The sequence below is a fragment of the Bacillus sp. TCT6 genome (assembly GCF_056033845.1).
Genome location: NZ_JBVYHX010000001.1, coordinates 3,471,447 through 3,488,318, shown reverse-complemented (window position 1 = coordinate 3,488,318; position 16,872 = coordinate 3,471,447). Strand labels below are relative to the sequence as shown.

Sequence of the window (16,872 nt, the reverse complement as noted above, 5' to 3'; positions counted from 1 at the left end):
CTTTCATTTTGTAGGAATAAGGAAACTAAAAAAGAGCACCATGCATAAGTGCTCTTTAAGATAGGAGGTAACACTTTGAGTTGGATACTTAGGTTAAAAGTATATGGCGCAGAAGAGAAATAAGACCTAAAGATTATTATCAACTCAATACAAAAAGAGCAGTTAACAAAGGTTAACTGCTCAGCCCTCAGAGAAAGGGAAAAGAATATTACAGAGGTCACTGTGAATTCAAGCTGTATCAGCCCATTTATAGTATCGGGCATAATTTAGAATTTTATTCGGATAAAATCAAAAAAGGCAGTTAGCAAAAGCTAACTGCTCATCTCTCGACCAAGAGAGCTAGAGTGGAAAGAATTTAAAATAATCTTTTAAATTCTTTCATAGTATCGGAAAAAATTAGAATTTTATTCACTTAATACTTAGATTTGGAAGTTCAATAATTGAATGTATCTATAACATAGACAAGATTTTTAAATTTGTTCAAGGTGGAATAAAGGATGGGTACTTATTGGGAAAAGGCAGTCAAGGAGTATTTCAAGAAGTAAGAGCCGGAACGCAAGAAAAAAGCAGTTAGCAAAAGCTAACTGCACAGTGAATAAGAAGAATACAATGATCATTCGTATTCAACCTTGGTGTATCTATATCATTAACATGTTTTAGAAATTTATTCAATAAAAGAGCAGCTAGCAAGAGCTAGCTACTGTGCCCCAGGGAAGAGGGAGGAGCGATATATTAGGTCTAAATTTGAAATAAGGGTTTTAGATTTTAAGACCTAACTTAAATATAGTATGGATTTTATTTGAGCTATTATGCATATAACTTGCTCCTCTTAAAAGAATTATCAACAAAAAAAGCAGCTAGCAAAAGCTAACTGCTTGGCTGGTTCTCCGTGGGGATCGGAGAAAGGTTAGGGATTCATTAAATGAGTTCAGGCTATTGCCTATCTACATTATTGACGGAATGTTTATTAAATAATCATGGTGGTAATTTATTGTTTCTTTTAATCTAAGGTTGGTTCCAAAAAATTGACATCCCAACAAAATATAAAATTATTAAAAGGAAAATTGCTATGAAAATGACTAAAAAAATCTTTTTCATCAGTAAGACCTCCTTTGTGAAGAATATTAACATCTATCCAAAATTTGAACAAAATAATCTTTTTAAAGTAAAGCAAACAGAATATAGTCCGGCTAGAAAACTAGAGGACACCAATTCATTAAAGCAGCAATGAAAGCTGTTTTAGGAATAGGTGTCCTTTTTATTTTGAAAAGGGAGATGGGGAAATGAAGGGATTAAAGGATCAGTTGCATGAATGGAAAAAGCAATCCAAGCAAGGAAAGAAGAAAAACAAGAAAAAACAAAAAGAGAAATTAAGTACTCGTGAAATTGAGGATTTAATGGGGATGCATAAACCTTGTTATGAACGAAGACGCGGAGCATTAAGACAAAAGTAATTTAAAAATAAAAAGGAGTGGTCTTACATGACTAAACAATTATCTTTCTTACCAAAAATTGATAGAGTAGCAACGCAGAAGAAATTAGAAGGTGTTCTCGAAAATGTACGTTTATATAGACAGTTTGGAATGATGCGTGAAGAAATGAAAGTCACTCCTTCTTATGAAATTAGATATCACGGACCTACAAATGATGTAGGGAAGCCATTAGAAGATGTAGCGATGGCTAATTCAACAAAGTAAAAGAGAAGAGTGGATAAAGCAAACATCATTTCGTATTGACCAGTTTCTTAGTCGTTTGGGTAATGGGCGTGCAGGAAAGGATCAAAGAGACATCATCATTAAGCGTTATTTAGAAGAGGAAGATGTATGTGATTATATGGTATATAACGAAATTGGCATGAGCGAGCGTACTTATCGACGTGTTAAGGCAAGAGTATTTTATAAACTTGCTTTTGCTCTTAGATTAGAAGTTTATGAGACTGAAGAAACTGGAGGTAATGAATAATGAATTTTGTTCAGCCAATACGTGATCCAGAACAAATACAGCAGTTAAAAGAATATTTTAAGGAAAAGAGCTTACGTAATTACATTCTCTTTATTATGGGAATCAATACAGGCCTGAGAATCTCGGACATTTTGAAATTGAAGGTAGGAGATGTCAAAGGTAGTCATATATCTATGAGAGAAAAGAAAACAGGGAAACAGAAACGAATACAAATTACTGTAGCACTGAAAAGAGAACTTAAATGGTTTATTGAAAAAAGAGAAGATAATGAGTACCTATTACAAAGTAGACAAGGTAGGAATCGTCCGATTGGTCGTAGCATGGCATATAAGATATTAAGTGGAGTAGCAGCAGAATTCGGATTAGATGAAATCGGAACACATACATTAAGAAAAACATACGGGTATCACATGTACATGCAAACAAAAAACATAGCATTACTTATGGAGATATTCAATCACTCATCAGAGAAGGTAACGTTACGTTATATAGGTGTAAACCAAGATGCAATGGATAAAGCAATGACTAGGTTTAAAATTTAATCATTGTTTATTTCTTTTTTAATCTAGGGGTATCACAGCATTTTGGAAAAAACCTACGTGAAGAGTATGCAAGATTTTATACAGTTCCAGTAACAAACAAGAAGCCTAAAACCTCGCTAGGATAGGAATGTATAAAAAATGCATAGAACCATAGAACAAAAAAGAAGGTTCCTTGCTACCGATAATGAGACGTCATGTTAACTAGACGTGTATGAGATATACAATCAAACAAAATGATTTTCCATTTCTATTCTTATTTTGAAATAGATGCACAATCAAAATTCCATCAACAAATGAGATTGAAAATCCTACGACTATACATAATCCGTTTTTTGGAATTCCTAATATAATTGCAAGATAACTAAAAGAAAAAGCCCATAATGCTAAAACTATGATTTCTAACATCTTCTTTTTTATTAAAAGTTAAGCAACCCAAATCCCCTTGAAAAAGTTGTATTCGGAATATTGTAACAAAATAAAAAAAGACCCTACAAGAGGGTCTTTCATCAGCTAATATTAAGCTTTTTGAACATTAGTAGCTTGTAGGCCACGTTGTCCTTTTTCTACTTCAAACGTTACACTTTGTCCTTCGTCTAAAGATTTGAAACCGTCGATTTGGATAGCTGAGAAATGTACGAATACGTCTTCTCCACCTTCACGCTCGATGAATCCAAAACCTTTGTCTGCATTAAACCATTTTACTTTACCTTGTTCCATAATTGTTGCCTCCTAGTGTGGATACCCACACATATGTTACTACCCTTGCTCAAATACCTTAGACGAAAAACAAATTTTATTCTTAATCTCAAGCCAAACAAAAATAGGTCTTTCTTAAATTAACACACTTTCTAAAAAATAGCAAATTTCAAAAATAAGTCCTTATGGTAATTAGCTACTAATAGTTGTTGCTAGAGAAAAAGTCACTATGATAGTCATCACAGCAAGAAATTTCCAAAGGATCTCAACAACATCATTGGTTTGATTTTTTTCAGACATTCAACAATTGATAAAATCAGCTATTTTCGAGTTAAATTTTACTTCTGATAACGATAATTATGTAAATAAGCTGTCCATATGGGCAGCTTATTTTATTTTTCCACATAGCGTAGGTTATTTTACAAAATGTTGGTGGTATCCCTATACAGTTACTCATAATTTTCGTACTGTGTAACTCAAAAGAGAAAATTAAATAAAATCAATGATACCAAGGGATTCAGCGAAGGGGTCAGTTACACACAATATAAGATATGGGTAAGTCGATTAAATAAAAAATTGTTATTTGTTCTATAAAGAATATAGGAGTGGAAATGAAATATTGTAATTTTTCAGAAAAAAATATTTCAACAAAAATAAGTAGGAATTAAAACATTAATGTATAAAGAGATAAAGCATAAAAAATAAAGGAGTGATTGAATTGAGTTTTGACGGGATTATGGGAAATCTTATTGCAAGTGCGATTTATACGGTGTTAGGGATTATTGTGATTTGGATTTTTCGAACACCCAATAAAAAAAATGAAGTAGCTGCTACCACTATAAATAACTCAATTAAACACATTCAAATTATTAATCTTCCACCAAAAATTATGGAAACAAGAAAAGTAAATAGTGACATACCAAGAGAATGGTTAATTATCCATATAATAGCTTCTCTTATTTTAATTTATCTATCTTTAGTTTACAGAAATGAGATAATAAATTTTGGGTATATAACATTCTCTTTTGGTCTTATTATTTCAATATTAATAATTTACGGGGTACATAAAGTAGCGATATTGCAAGAGTTACCTACGAAAGATAAGATGGGGCTGTTCTTTCCACTTGTTTATTGGTGTATGTTTCTTATAGTTAATATGAGTTTGAGTTCTCCAATAATAAGCAATTCTAATATTGATAACGCGGAGCAGTTTATAAAAACTGGTGGATGGCATGGATTGATCGGAAGATTTTTTAACGTTTCAAGTACTTATCATCAGGAGTTTATCACAATAATGTTAAAATTTTTTGGGATTGGATTACTTTATATAAGTTTGATTTGGATTATTAGATTCCAGTTGTTCTTTGTATTGAATTGGATTGTTAATGTGAAAAATAAAGGGGATACAAATAGCTGTATTATGTGGATGTATAAAAGGTTGTTTATTTATAAATTTACTAATTATATTATCGCGACTATATGTATGCTGTTGATTTCCTTTATATTGATAAATGGATTTGTGTATTTAATAGTACCAGGTATAAATAAAATCACATTAGCGGTATTCCAAGGAATTTAACTGTGGCAGAGTTGTGGCCGATTTTTGGCAGAAAATATGCCGGTTATTTTGAGGTTTCCATGTTATATTTATATTGTGAGAAGTGGCGGAAAACACAACTTACTATGTTGTTTCTAATATTCTAAACGGTTCGTAATATCGGCACATAAAATCCGAAACCAGCAAATGGTAGCGATTGAATGATACCGTTATTAAGGAGAGCTTTTGCTCTTCTTTGAGCTAACAACATCCTAGGTAGATGGAATGAGGTGTGCAAGGATGGCTAGAACATTGCATACAAGAGTTATTATGGATAGCGGTAAAGAGTATGATCTTGATGTTCACCCAGAAGACTTTATGAGTCGTATCTCAAATAAAGAAGGTGAATTGTATAAAGGGTTTGTTCACTTTTTAAACCTTTCAATAAATCCTCTACATATTTCTTCAATTGAGACCCTAGAAGTGCAAATTGATGAGAGTTTAGGAGTTGCTGCAAAGTCTGTACTTAAACCATTTATTACAGGTATTAAAAGAGGATAGGAATAGTTAATAACTGCAAGGTCGCTATCGATATGGATGGCGACCTTTTATTTTGGAATTAAAAGGTGGTGAAAATAATGGATGCCATGTTAGAAAACATCAAGTTGAAAAAGAAACTTGAATTTTTATCTAATATAGCTAAAGAAAATCAAGAATTAAGGAAATCAGTAAATGCATTGTTTCAAACTCTGGAGGGCTTAAAAGATAAGGTAAATCTATTAAGTGATCAGGTAAGTGCAAGTTATAGCGCGGATAATATCTTAGGTACTCCTGAGGATGCACTTACAAGAATAAGAGAATGTGAATTAATGGAGGATGAATGAAATGGCTAATAACAAATTAAAGATTAATATCGATGCGGATACTCCTGAAGCATTAAAACAAATGAAAGAAGTAACTGAAGCTGTTAATGAATGTGTAGATGCATTAGAGAAATTGGAGAAGGTTATGGGTAGATTTGCAAACCAAAGCGATACAGTAGAGCCTTATTGTCAAGGTAAATTAATATCGCAATCTATGATTAAACAAACACCAATAAAAGATTTATTGGAAAGAGATAAAGGTAATAAGAATTGTTTGGTAAAGACAAATGAAAGGGTATAAAACCAAACAACAGAAGCGTAAGTTTTATGACAGTGGTGATTGGAAGAGTATTCGTGAACAAGTAAAGAAGCGTGACAACTATGAATGTCAGGAATGTAAACGTAATGGTCGAGTACAAACAGACACGAATGAATACAGTGAGAGTGCCAAGCGTAAGAAGATACAGCTCGTTGTCCATCATATCAAAGAGCTCGAGCATCATCCAGAACTTGCATTAGAAATGGACAATCTAGAGACAGTCTGTGTGGATTGCCATAACAAAGAACACGGTAGAACATTCAAAAAGGAACCGAATAAATGGGAAAACGATGAAAAGTGGTGAAAATAATTCAGAAACAGTACCCCCCTTAAAATATTTCATCAAAAAATGCTCTAAGGGGCACCGGAGGAGGGGGGTAACTGTCAGGTTTTTTTCGATTTTACGCACGTAAGGGGGGGAGATGGCTGTTAGTATTGTGAGGTTAAAAGAACAGCTTATGAATAGTATTGATATTACAGATTTAGTCGAAGTCGAAAAGGTAGAAAGATATATTGATCTTGTAAAAGCATTTAGAAAAATAAATAAAACTATTAATAAAGAAGGCGAGTCCGTAACGATAAAAAACGGTTCTCAAGTTTTTGTTAAAGCCCACCCTCTTATAAGTGAGAGGAATAAAATTAACAGTTCATTAATTGCTTTGGGAAGAGATATAAAACTTTCTCCTAAAGTTGGTGCTTCTAATTCAGGTTACAGTCCAAGTGATTTAGTATGATTAGGCAAAAATATGTAGATGAATACATTGAACTTTATAGAAGTGGTGAAGTAAAGTTCAACAATGAAAGAGAATTGTTAATTGAATACCTGGAAAAATACGTTTTAAACAGAGACGACTTGTATTTTGATGATGAAATGATCGAGAAGTGTATCCGCTTTGGTGAAAAGTGGTACTTTCCATTACAATCATTTCAAAAATTCTTAATAGCATTCGTCTTTTTATTTTATAATAAAAATGGCCGTGTGTTTTATAGGAAATTCTTGTGGATGCTTGGCCGTGGCGGTGGATTCCAACAATGGGGACATATTCGTTTTGTAGAAGGAAACCGAGGGTTTGGATTCTATGTCTGTAACTCAAATGGATGGCACTTTAATAGCTTGGGAGAAAGGAGAAAGGAGAAAGGAGAAAGGAGAAAGGAGTAATAGTATATGAATCAGAATCAAAATTCAGCTGTTGCACCTCCACAACCTGGGGATGTAACACCGTTTATGGGATATTTAGTAGAGCTGGAAAGATCTGAAACTGGAATTTTTGTAAACATCCCCATCAATGTATTAAATAACGCAGGGCTTTCAAATGGCATGAATAAAGTCGATGTGTGGAGAGAACTTGATGGAACCATAAGTTTTAGAAATGCAACCGGATGCGAAATCTGCAAACGTGGAGCACGTCTATATGAACTAGATATGGGATTTGCGAAAAAGTACATTTGTATGGAGTGTTATACATCGCTCACCAGTTCTTATCCACTACAAGAACCACTAAAGCCGACTAATGAAAATAATACGCAAACAGAGCAGGAGCAGCATTAGTTGGTCTTTTTTTATTGCCTAAAAAGGAGATGAGAACAGTGGAAGATGCGATTTTCAACTCAGTCATTCAACAAGGTGCATTTGCAGCGTTATTTGTGTGGATGCTATTTACTACACAAAAAAAGAATGAGCAACGTGAAGAAAAGTATCAACAAGTAATTGATAGAAACCAACAAGTAATAGAAGAGCAAGCGAAGGCTTTTGGATCTATCTCTAAAGATGTAACAGAAATCAAACAAAAACTATTTGAAGGAGATGTTCAATAATGGGGTATATCGTAGATATTTTAAAATGGAATGGTAATATTAACTGGGATGTAGCAGCACCACAATTAGACTTAGTAATTGCTAGGGTACAAGATGGTTCTAATGTAGTTGATCATATGTATCCAAGTTATGTTGGTGAAATGAAAAAACGTAGTGTTCTTTTTGGTAACTATGCGTTTTGTCGATTCGTTTCTGACAATGATGCACGTGTAGAAGCTCGTGACTTTTGGAATCGTGGAGATAAAGATGCATTGTTTTGGGTAGCTGATGTGGAAGTGAAAACAATGGGGAATATGTTAGCTGGAACGTTAGCTTTTATTGATGAATTGCGCCAATTAGGTGCTAAAAAAGTTGGGCTATATGTTGGTCATCATACATATAAAGAGTTCCAAGCGGGTCAAGTAAACGCTGATTTCGTATGGATTCCTCGATATGGTGGGAATAGACCAGCTTATCCATGTGATATCTGGAAATACACAGAGACAGGTAATGTACCTGGTATTGGTAAGTGTGATTTGAACCAATTGATTGGCAGTAAATCATTATCTTGGTTTACAGGAGAAAAACGACCAGAACAAGCTATTGCCAATGGCGGCTATCAATATGTTAAATCTGGTGGTTTTGGTATTTCATTGGTTCAGGAAGTCGTAAACGCTATGAATGAGCGTGGAACAAAAGGGAAGGTTGTCTCTGATCCATTAACTGGTTTAGCGTACTTACAAACTGAAGTACTGCCTAATGGCGAACTTGATAAGATTACAGCTTGGATGGATGAAAGAAACTGGTGGTACGAGTACATTAAAAAATAAAACAAAAGAATAGTTTTATGAAAAAAATTATTATCTGGTTCTATATGTAGATAATTATATATTGATTTTCATCTTTATAAATGTTAGGGTAAATATACACCGTTTCTTATTTATCTATGAGTACTGTCTGTAGAACGAATAGAATAATTTGAAAAAAATCCCCTTTTGCACCTATATGCAGAAGGGGATTTTAATATTTATGAGATTTAAAATTTACTTTTAGATAATGCTTTAAGTACAGGCTTTATAATTAAACCTATTAAACGAAAGCCCTTAAATATAGAGCGTACAACTTTCAAGGAATGTTCCTCCTAGTTGATATTAATAAATGTATCATTATATAAAAATTTTTCTTCCATATAAAATCACAGCAATTTAACAAAACATGATTTCTATATAAGTGTTCTATTTTACGCTAGTGATATGTATGTGAATGTGCTTTAATTTAACGAAAAAGGCCATCTATTATGAAATGCACCCCAAATGTTAGATGTAATTGGGGTACACATCTAATTCGTGAGGTATTTGAGTCGTAACTTTAAATAAGTCCATTTCAAACAGATTTTAAGCTAAAAAATTTGGTAAATCCTCTATCCATGCTTTGAAGCTATCGCAATATTCTTCGAATTTCCCTTTATCATCATAGTAATAATACACCTTCGATTCTAATCTATGTAAGCAAAAATAATCTCCATTTCCAATACCATAGAAGGGGAGCATATTTGAATCCCAATTACCATTACTCATTTCATAATTATATACCTCTTCTAGTGTATCATTTCCATTTGTTTTACCCTTTGAAATATTATAAATATCACCTGGAAATGACCAGAATGTCATCAACTCAATAAAATATTTAAATTCATTACTAAACGAGCAATTAAATTTATTACTTAATTCTTTCCATTCTTTATCTGTTGGCTTGTCTAATACCTCGGTTTCTCTTTCTAGAATATTTGATAATATAGACTCTACTTCATTATAATTCATTTGTTTTCACCTCTATGTTTAATTTTAAATACCTTCTCCTAGTAAAACATACTCACTACCACGTTTTTTCCAATGTTCTCGTATTTCCTTGGCTTTTTCTGCGGGAGTAAGTTCAGATGGTTTTGTGTGATCATTTATCCAAATGTGTATTAGATTTCGTAATGTAATAGTTTCTATTTTAAGAGAGATTTCATCTTCATCATCGAACTTGTCTTGGAAATGCAGAAATAATTTTACCATTACCATTTAAAAACAAACGAATAATTACCTTAATTAATCTTCAGAATCCTCATCTGTAAATTCATTGCCTTTAAATACTGGATGCCCATTTGGATCGAGCATACCCATTACTTTTTTATCCCTATCAGACACAATTAGTGTATAGTCCTCCATAAGAAAAGGTTTTTTTGGTAAATCCACTAATATTCTCCAAGCTGGTCTTATATCATCGTTGTTTCTATTTTCTTTCTCAATTTTAAATGTATAAGCCTCATCAAAGAAAAGATGGTTGATATCTTCATTAACTACTCCACCTAATTTATTTTTCTTATGATAATGTTTAGCAATTTCTATTGCTTCCTGAGGTTTTAACATCACATCTATAGTAATTTCATTTATTTTCCTATAATGTCTTGAAAAATCTTCTTGCTTTAATCTTATATAGTTTTGAAATTCTTCAGTAGACAATTGTTTAAACTCTTCATCAGACATATTTTTATACTTATCTAAAGACATATAAAATTCTCCTTTCTATGAATCTCCTTTTTGGCAGGGTAAAGATGTTGCTGGTTCTGTAGATATGGGATTAGACTTTACTATTGGTGCAAAGGTAAGTGTGAATGATTCGCCACAATACAAAGTACACAATAGCAAGGGCAAAACATACTATGTATCAGCAATTGAAGCCTATGTGTATGTAAAGTAAGAGTTACAAAAGAGACCTCAAATGTGAGGTCTCTTTTGTTGATTATTCTCCATATGTAACTTCTCTTCACTTATTCCAAGCTAGATAACATGCTTCATTGAAATATCCAATCTTAAAGAAAACTGTTTCTTCGAAAAGTTCTCTCCTTTACTTATGCTAAGAATCTAGCAAAATAGCTAGTCAAATTCAATTACTTTCACCCATGCTACTTCTTCTTCTTCTTCATATTCCGAAAAAATTAATTTTTAATATCTTTCAAAAAATCTTCTAGAACTCTTTTGACGGGGAAGCTAGCCTTTTCCAATAATTTTTGTGCTGTATCAATTACTCGACTATTGGATACTATCATCTTTTTATGTTCTTCAGAATTGAAAGACCTTAAAGAATCTATCGTAGTCTCAACAACTTCATCACTTTCATCAAGCATATTCAATAGTAATTCCAATCCATTTATTCCTAAATCATCATCAATGCAATAAGCCAGCCTAATTTTCCACTTATCATTTTTATCATTAATACTTTGAAATAATTTTCCCCAATCTTTGTCAGTAAAATCATTCAGCAGTTCTTGAGCATACATAAATCCATCATCATACCAAGAATCTTCTGAACTATTTTCGGATAATATTTCATTTAATTCTTCATACATTTCTTATTCCTCCTTTATTTCTAAAATCCAGATGGTGGTAATGCATTAGCTTTACCTGTCGGATAGGCACTAATAACACTATCTCCTTTCTTTATCACATCTATTTCTACACCATCAATAGTACCTCGATGCCAAGTTGCTCCGTCCCTAGCTCTAGTACTTATTAATTTAGAATTCCCGATATTCTCAACGCATTTTAGTATTTTTGTGTCACTCCACCCATCTGGAAATACTGTACTACTTTTTATTTTAGATAATTTACCATCTGGAAACTGAGTAGTATACTTAATGTTCTTTGTTCCATCTGGATTAATTTTAATTTCCTCTACAACATAGTTATGATGATTATTATTTATTCCAGAAGAATGTCCCCCAATAATCTCATTCTTATTAGGGTTTTTTCTTTGTCCCCACAGAATTTTTTCTTCCATTTCGGGTGTGATTGTGGAATTAGCTCCGCTGGTTTCATTACCAGAATTATCTGTTTTTTTAGTTGCATTTCCCTCTTTATCAAGTTTACCATTCTCTTTAACTTTATTAACACGCTCACCAGAAGATGGAGAAGACTCGAATTTTTGAAGAGTATCCTTGGCATTTTGAATCGATTTATCCCAAACCAATCCACCGTGTACAACAGCACCAACACCAGCCGCTGTAGCAACTGCATCTAATGGAAGAACAATTGGTGATGCTAACCCACCACTTCCTACTTCTGCGACGAATGTTAAGAAATTAGCCCCACCTATGACTGAAATACCTTCAAAAATTTCTACAATAGATCCTGCCGTTGATATAATATGTCCAGTGAATCTTCCAGCTTGATAAGTTGCTTTGCTTTCTAATTTATCATTATCAGGTGGTGTTAGTCCAATATAGTCTTCAGCTACTGCACTGCCAGCGCCTTGTATAAAGTCCCAAGCACCTTCATAAATATCTTCGACACCATGTTTAAACTTATCTAGTAAAGATTCATCTTTTTTTTCACTATTTAATGGACCGCACATTGCTCCTTCTTCAATTGAACTACCATTTAAAAGATTGTCGGCCTGACGCTTCCTATCTTCTTCAATCGCCTGAATGGAAGTCGTCCACTCCATATTCAACCCTTGTGTACTAAACGTGCCGCTTGCAGGACTAAATCCTTTTCCGCTTTGGACTTCGGCAAGACCAGTAGCAATACTAGCTGCTAGTTGAAGGGCCGTGCTGTAGTTATTACTGGATGTATAATTAAATTCATATAAATGCTCTAGTTTTTCTTCAAGTTTTTTTCTCATCGCAACTAAAACAACCACAATTGCTTCTACTCCAGGCATTGGTGTAAGTACCTCTATTGCTTCAATACTTGCAATTGTTTGATTGATTTCTTGGATTTGTTCTTTTATTTCTTGTTCGATAACATCTGTCGAAGCAACTTTTGCTTGAAATTCATTTGGAAACGCATCGTTTTGACGAATTAATTCTTCACATAAGTATATAATGCCTTGCGCCAAAGGCCGAAATGTTTGGACAAGATAGGCTTTTGCACTGCTATATGTTTGTCCTTGTAACACAGTATCAATTGCAAAAGCGTCAATTGACTGAATCGCTTGTTCCATAGCTTGAATGGTAGCCGTACATACAGCATTCATACTTTGTGTTTGGGCATGTACTTCCCCTAAATACATGTTTAAACTCAAAAATCTCCCCCCTTTTATGTGAACAAGTAAATCATACCAATTAAAGGATATATATGTAAATATGCTACTGTAGTAAACTCAATATCAAAGTAGAACTTTTCCATTTAATTACTAAAGTACCATCGAATTCGTTTATGGGTACCTATGAAGAATATGGTATACAAAATAAATTTACAGGATTTGAAATGAATATATAATAGAAGAAAAAAGAAATATTTATATTGTTATCACCCTGTTGGCGTCAACCTCATGCGCCTAATGGCAACAAAAAACATCTACTTCGTTCCATTCGGTCAAGATGCACCAGAGAAAAAACCGAACTCAATGGTAGCTCGCATGGAGCTGCTGGAAGACACAGTATTAGAAGCACTGCAAGGAAAGCAATTGCAACCGGTGGTCGTAGAAAAATTCAGATATATGAATTAAAAAACGAAAAAAAACGGACAATTTTTGATGAAACCATCATTCTTACTGTAGAATATGATAAAATTAACGTTATTAAGATTAGAAGGGGTATTGTATACTCCTTCTGATTCTAAGTTATAGAAGGATTGGTATCTAGAAAGGGGCATAGTGATGGAAAAGCAAAAAACTTTTCATGTCGCTGTAGTTGGAGCAACCGGCGCAGTTGGTGAACAAATGTTAAATACTTTAGAGAAACGAGAATTTCCGATTGGGAAGTTAACGTTACTTTCATCTAAACGATCTGCAGGTAAGAAACTTGTATTTAAAGGCGAAGAATTTACAGTTCAAGAGGCAACTCCTGAAAGCTTTGAAGGAGTAGATATCGCACTATTTAGTGCTGGTGGATCTGTATCGAAACAATTAGCGCCAGAAGCAGCAAAACGCGGTGCGATTGTTGTTGATAATACAAGTGCATTCCGTATGACAGAAAACGTGCCACTTGTTGTACCTGAAGTAAATGAAAATGACTTAAAAGAACATAATGGCATTATTGCAAATCCAAACTGTTCTACAATTCAAATGGTAGTAGCTCTTGAGCCAGTTCGTCAGCAATATGGTTTAAAACGAGTAATCGTTTCCACATATCAAGCTGTATCAGGTGCTGGTGCGGCAGCTATTGAAGAACTTCATGAACAATCACAAGCAATCTTAAATGGCGAAGAAGTTAAGGCAAATGTTCTTCCTGTATCAGGTGATAAGAAGCATTTCCCAATTGCTTTTAATGCGATTCCACAGATTGATAAGTTCCAAGATAATGGATTTACATTTGAAGAAATGAAAATGATTAACGAAACGAAAAAAATTATGCATATGCCTGAATTAGAAGTAGCGGCAACGTGTGTACGTTTACCAGTTGTATCAGGACACTCTGAGTCTGTTTACATCGAAGTAGAAAAAGAAGGCGTAACAGTAGAAGAATTAAAGAGCTTACTTGCAAATGCGGAAGGTATTGTTCTGCAAGATAATCCAGAAGAGCAGTTATATCCAATGCCAGCTACTGCAGTAGGTAAAAACGAAGTATTCGTTGGAAGAATCCGTAAAGATTTAAATAACGATAAAGGATTCCATCTTTGGGTCGTATCTGATAACTTATTAAAAGGCGCTGCATGGAATTCTGTTCAAATTGCAGAGCGCTTAGTAAAATTACAATTAGTGTAAACGGCTAAGAGAAGGTGCAAAATATGAAAATAATTGTTCAAAAATTTGGTGGCACATCAGTACGTGATGACAATGGACGTAAGCATGCGCTTCATCATATAAAAAAATCATTAGCTGCTGGTTATAAAGTAGTTACTGTCGTATCTGCTATGGGCCGTAAAGGTGAACCATATGCAACGGATACGTTATTAAGTCTTGTAAATCAAGAGGAATCTACTATTTCTAAACGTGAGCAAGATTTATTATTATCGTGCGGAGAGTTAATCTCTGCAATTGTTTTCTCTAATATGTTGAATGAGAATAGTATAAAAGCAGCAGCATTAAATGGTGCACAAGCTGGCTTTGTAACGAATGATGACTTTACGAATGCAAAGATTATTGAAATGAATTGCGATCGTATACATGAAGAGTTAGAAAATGTAGATGTAATCGTCGTTACAGGATTCCAAGGGCAAACGAAAAAAGGTGATACGACAACACTTGGACGCGGAGGTAGTGATACTTCAGCTTCAGCATTAGGTGTTGCACTTCATGCTGAATACATCGATATATTCACTGATGTAGAAGGTGTTATGACTGCGGATCCTCGTATTGTAAAAGATGCACGTCATCTTCAAACTGTAACGTATAACGAAATTTGTAACATGGCTTATCAAGGTGCGAAAGTCGTTCATCCACGTGCAGTTGAAATTGCGATGCATGCAAAAGTGCCACTTCGTGTACGTTCTACGTATTCTGATAGTGAAGGTACGCTTATTTCAGCATATGACGGTGCTACAAGAGGTCGTGATGTAGAAGAACGTCCTGTTACAGGTATCGCCCACGTATCAAACGTAACGCAAATTAAAGTGCTTGCAAAAGAAACGGCATATGATTTGCAACAACATGTGTTTAAAGAGATGGCGAACGAAGGAATAAGTGTTGATTTAATTAATATTTCACCTACTGGCGTAGCATATACGGTGAGTGATAATGTATCAAGTCATGCAGTTAAATTATTAAAGAACCTTGGATATGAGCCAATTGTGACAGAACATTGTGCGAAAGTATCTATCGTTGGAGCTGGAATGGCAGGATACCCAGGGGTTACTGCGAAAATCGTTACAGCTTTAGCGGAAAAAGGTATTCAAATTCTGCAATCGGCAGATAGTCATACAACAATTTGGGTTCTTGTAAAAGAAACTGATTTAGTGGAGGCTGTAAATGCATTACATAGTGCGTTTGAGCTTTCAAAAGAAAAGCAACTGGAACAATAAGGAGTGAGACCATGATAGATTTTGGGACAATTGCAACCGCGATGGTAACACCGTTTGATATAAACGGGAATATCGATTTTGCAAAGACAACGAAATTGGTAAATTATTTAATTGATAACGGTACAACAGCAATCGTGGTAGGAGGAACGACAGGAGAATCTCCTACATTAACTTCAGAAGAGAAGGTAGCGTTATATCGCCATGTCGTATCTGTTGTCGATAAAAGAGTGCCCGTAATCGCTGGAACAGGTAGCAATAATACGCATGCTTCTATTGATTTAACTAAAAAGGCAACAGAAGTTGGTGTGGATGCAGTAATGCTAGTAGCACCGTATTATAACAAACCGAGTCAAGAAGGAATGTATCAGCATTTTAAAGCAATTGCTGAAAGTACGCCACTTCCGGTTATGCTATATAACGTTCCAGGACGATCTATTGTACAAATCTCCGTTGATACAGTTGTTCGTTTATCAGAAATAGAAAACATTGTTGCTATTAAAGATGCAGGCGGCGATGTGTTAACAATGACAGAAATCATTGAAAAAACAGCGGACGACTTTGCGGTATACAGCGGTGATGACGGTTTAACGTTACCGGCTATGGCAGTTGGAGCGAAAGGTATCGTTTCGGTAGCATCTCATGTTATCGGAAACGAAATGCAAGAAATGATTACAGCATTTCTTGCAGGAGAGTTTAAGAAGGCACAAAAATTACATCAATTACTTGTAAGAGTAACTGATTCATTATTTATGGCGCCAAGTCCAACTCCAGTAAAAACAGCGTTACAAATGGTTGGATTAGATGTAGGTTCTGTACGTTTACCACTTCTTCCATTAACAGAAGAAGAAAGAGTAACGTTACAATCTGTAATGCAATCTATTCCTCGTTAATAAAAATGACCTAGTTTCACACTAGGTCATTTTTTTATTGATATGAAAATGTTTGAATCTGTTTTAAAGTAAATCTTTTATAAAATGATTTTAAGCTTGCCTTTCTCATCTGTATATGAACCTATAATATTGAAAACGAGTACATTACGCTACGCGTGCTCTACTTGATAAAGTATGATATTGTTCTTTTATTAATTTGGTTCCAACCTCTTGTCCTCGATAGTGACTGTCAAATCCCCCTAAAAATTTAATCTTATTAAATTTCTATTAGATTTTGTAATTCATAGCTTTTTGTCATGTAATACAATGTTTATAAGAAA

At 34.1% G+C, this 16,872-nt stretch carries 19 protein-coding genes and 5 pseudogenes; 18 read left to right on the top strand and 6 right to left on the bottom strand.

Going from position 1 to position 16,872, the window contains the following annotated elements; all coding sequences use genetic code 11:
* The first annotated feature begins 1,283 nt into the window (after positions 1-1,283).
* The 3 genes and pseudogenes from AC0ONG_RS17615 to AC0ONG_RS17605 all read left to right on the top strand — a co-directional run bounded on the left by AC0ONG_RS17615 (position 1,284) and on the right by AC0ONG_RS17605 (position 2,504).
* Positions 1,284-1,454 (top strand): hypothetical protein, encoded by a 171-nt coding sequence (locus AC0ONG_RS17615; RefSeq protein ID WP_170962521.1) that lies wholly within the window; start codon positions 1,284-1,286, stop codon positions 1,452-1,454.
* 27 nt (positions 1,455-1,481) lie between these two features.
* Positions 1,482-1,962, top strand: a pseudogene (locus AC0ONG_RS17610) (ArpU family phage packaging/lysis transcriptional regulator).
* Positions 1,962-2,504: a site-specific integrase gene (locus AC0ONG_RS17605; protein ID WP_086397953.1), complete on the top strand. Its 543-nt coding sequence runs from the start codon at positions 1,962-1,964 to the stop codon at positions 2,502-2,504. Before AC0ONG_RS17610 ends, AC0ONG_RS17605 begins: the two are co-directional and overlap by 1 nt.
* Positions 2,505-3,020: 516 nt before the next feature.
* Here AC0ONG_RS17605 and AC0ONG_RS17600 read toward each other — a convergent pair.
* Positions 3,021-3,221: a cold-shock protein gene (locus AC0ONG_RS17600; RefSeq protein ID WP_000434816.1), complete on the bottom strand. Its 201-nt coding sequence runs from the start codon at positions 3,219-3,221 to the stop codon at positions 3,021-3,023.
* 697 nt (positions 3,222-3,918) lie between these two features.
* On the opposite strand from AC0ONG_RS17600, the gene AC0ONG_RS17595 reads away from it, so the two are divergent.
* The 10 genes and pseudogenes from AC0ONG_RS17595 (at position 3,919) to AC0ONG_RS17550 (ending at position 8,543) form a co-directional block, all read left to right on the top strand.
* Complete coding sequence (locus tag AC0ONG_RS17595) at positions 3,919-4,779, top strand: hypothetical protein (RefSeq protein ID WP_098829313.1); 861 nt, start codon at positions 3,919-3,921, stop codon at positions 4,777-4,779.
* A 258-nt stretch (positions 4,780-5,037) separates the two neighbouring features.
* Positions 5,038-5,298 (top strand): hypothetical protein, encoded by a 261-nt coding sequence (locus AC0ONG_RS17590; RefSeq protein ID WP_065703326.1) that lies wholly within the window; start codon positions 5,038-5,040, stop codon positions 5,296-5,298.
* Between the two features lie 77 nt (positions 5,299-5,375).
* Positions 5,376-5,621: a hypothetical protein gene (locus AC0ONG_RS17585; protein WP_086397951.1), complete on the top strand. Its 246-nt coding sequence runs from the start codon at positions 5,376-5,378 to the stop codon at positions 5,619-5,621.
* A gap of 1 nt (position 5,622) precedes the next feature.
* Positions 5,623-5,901 carry a hypothetical protein gene (locus AC0ONG_RS17580; RefSeq protein WP_136996828.1) on the top strand — a complete coding sequence of 93 codons (279 nt, stop codon included), beginning with the start codon at positions 5,623-5,625 and terminating at the stop codon, positions 5,899-5,901.
* Positions 5,888-6,223, top strand: coding sequence for an HNH endonuclease (locus AC0ONG_RS17575; protein WP_086397949.1), 336 nt, complete (start codon positions 5,888-5,890; stop codon positions 6,221-6,223). The genes AC0ONG_RS17580 and AC0ONG_RS17575 overlap by 14 nt, the downstream gene beginning before the upstream one ends.
* Before the next feature lie 118 nt (positions 6,224-6,341).
* Positions 6,342-6,653: a P27 family phage terminase small subunit gene (locus tag AC0ONG_RS17570; RefSeq protein WP_000301142.1), complete on the top strand. Its 312-nt coding sequence runs from the start codon at positions 6,342-6,344 to the stop codon at positions 6,651-6,653.
* A pseudogene (locus AC0ONG_RS17565) lies at positions 6,650-6,943 on the top strand (terminase large subunit); the annotation flags it as partial. The gene AC0ONG_RS17570 and the pseudogene AC0ONG_RS17565, both read left to right, overlap by 4 nt.
* 141 nt (positions 6,944-7,084) lie before the next feature.
* On the top strand, positions 7,085-7,468 hold the full coding sequence (locus tag AC0ONG_RS17560; protein WP_086397948.1) for a hypothetical protein: 384 nt from the start codon (positions 7,085-7,087) through the stop codon (positions 7,466-7,468).
* A gap of 29 nt (positions 7,469-7,497) precedes the next feature.
* A complete protein-coding gene (locus tag AC0ONG_RS17555) occupies positions 7,498-7,734 on the top strand; it encodes a BhlA/UviB family holin-like peptide (protein ID WP_001261076.1) in 237 nt (78 codons plus the stop codon).
* Positions 7,734-8,543, top strand: coding sequence for a GH25 family lysozyme (locus AC0ONG_RS17550; RefSeq protein WP_086397947.1), 810 nt, complete (start codon positions 7,734-7,736; stop codon positions 8,541-8,543). The genes AC0ONG_RS17555 and AC0ONG_RS17550 overlap by 1 nt, the downstream gene beginning before the upstream one ends.
* Positions 8,544-9,107: 564 nt before the next feature.
* On the opposite strand, the gene AC0ONG_RS17545 is transcribed toward AC0ONG_RS17550, so the two are convergent.
* From AC0ONG_RS17545 to AC0ONG_RS17535, 3 genes and pseudogenes are all read right to left on the bottom strand, one after another.
* Positions 9,108-9,533 (bottom strand): SMI1/KNR4 family protein, encoded by a 426-nt coding sequence (locus tag AC0ONG_RS17545; protein WP_086397946.1) that lies wholly within the window; start codon positions 9,531-9,533, stop codon positions 9,108-9,110.
* Positions 9,534-9,557: 24 nt separating this feature from the next.
* Positions 9,558-9,746, bottom strand: a pseudogene (locus tag AC0ONG_RS17540) (hypothetical protein); the annotation flags it as partial.
* Positions 9,747-9,806: 60 nt separating this feature from the next.
* The gene (locus AC0ONG_RS17535) at positions 9,807-10,268 is read right to left on the bottom strand and encodes a hypothetical protein (RefSeq protein ID WP_086397944.1); all 462 of its coding nucleotides are present in this window, start codon (positions 10,266-10,268) and stop codon (positions 9,807-9,809) included.
* A gap of 4 nt (positions 10,269-10,272) precedes the next feature.
* Between AC0ONG_RS17535 and AC0ONG_RS17530 the strand changes: the two are divergent.
* Positions 10,273-10,458: pseudogene (locus AC0ONG_RS17530) on the top strand (N-acetylmuramoyl-L-alanine amidase); the annotation flags it as partial.
* A gap of 238 nt (positions 10,459-10,696) precedes the next feature.
* Here AC0ONG_RS17530 and AC0ONG_RS17525 read toward each other — a convergent pair.
* Both AC0ONG_RS17525 and AC0ONG_RS17520 read right to left on the bottom strand, forming a co-directional pair.
* The gene (locus AC0ONG_RS17525) at positions 10,697-11,107 is read right to left on the bottom strand and encodes a hypothetical protein (protein ID WP_086397943.1); all 411 of its coding nucleotides are present in this window, start codon (positions 11,105-11,107) and stop codon (positions 10,697-10,699) included.
* 20 nt (positions 11,108-11,127) lie between these two features.
* A complete protein-coding gene (locus AC0ONG_RS17520; protein WP_086397942.1) occupies positions 11,128-12,783 on the bottom strand; it encodes an EndoU domain-containing protein in 1,656 nt (551 codons plus the stop codon).
* Positions 12,784-13,020: 237 nt separating this feature from the next.
* On the opposite strand from AC0ONG_RS17520, the pseudogene spoVFB reads away from it, so the two are divergent.
* From spoVFB to dapA, 4 genes and pseudogenes are all read left to right on the top strand, one after another.
* Positions 13,021-13,209: pseudogene (gene spoVFB / locus AC0ONG_RS17515) on the top strand (dipicolinate synthase subunit B); the annotation flags it as partial.
* A gap of 150 nt (positions 13,210-13,359) precedes the next feature.
* Entirely contained in the window at positions 13,360-14,406 is a 1,047-nt protein-coding gene (gene asd / locus AC0ONG_RS17510; protein ID WP_000414849.1) for an aspartate-semialdehyde dehydrogenase, read from the top strand.
* A 23-nt stretch (positions 14,407-14,429) separates the two neighbouring features.
* Positions 14,430-15,662, top strand: a complete 1,233-nt coding sequence (gene dapG / locus AC0ONG_RS17505) for an aspartate kinase (protein ID WP_000692458.1) — start codon at positions 14,430-14,432, stop codon at positions 15,660-15,662.
* An 11-nt stretch (positions 15,663-15,673) separates the two neighbouring features.
* The gene (gene dapA, locus AC0ONG_RS17500; RefSeq protein ID WP_000564762.1) at positions 15,674-16,552 is read left to right on the top strand and encodes a 4-hydroxy-tetrahydrodipicolinate synthase; all 879 of its coding nucleotides are present in this window, start codon (positions 15,674-15,676) and stop codon (positions 16,550-16,552) included.
* Positions 16,553-16,872: the final 320 nt, after the last annotated feature.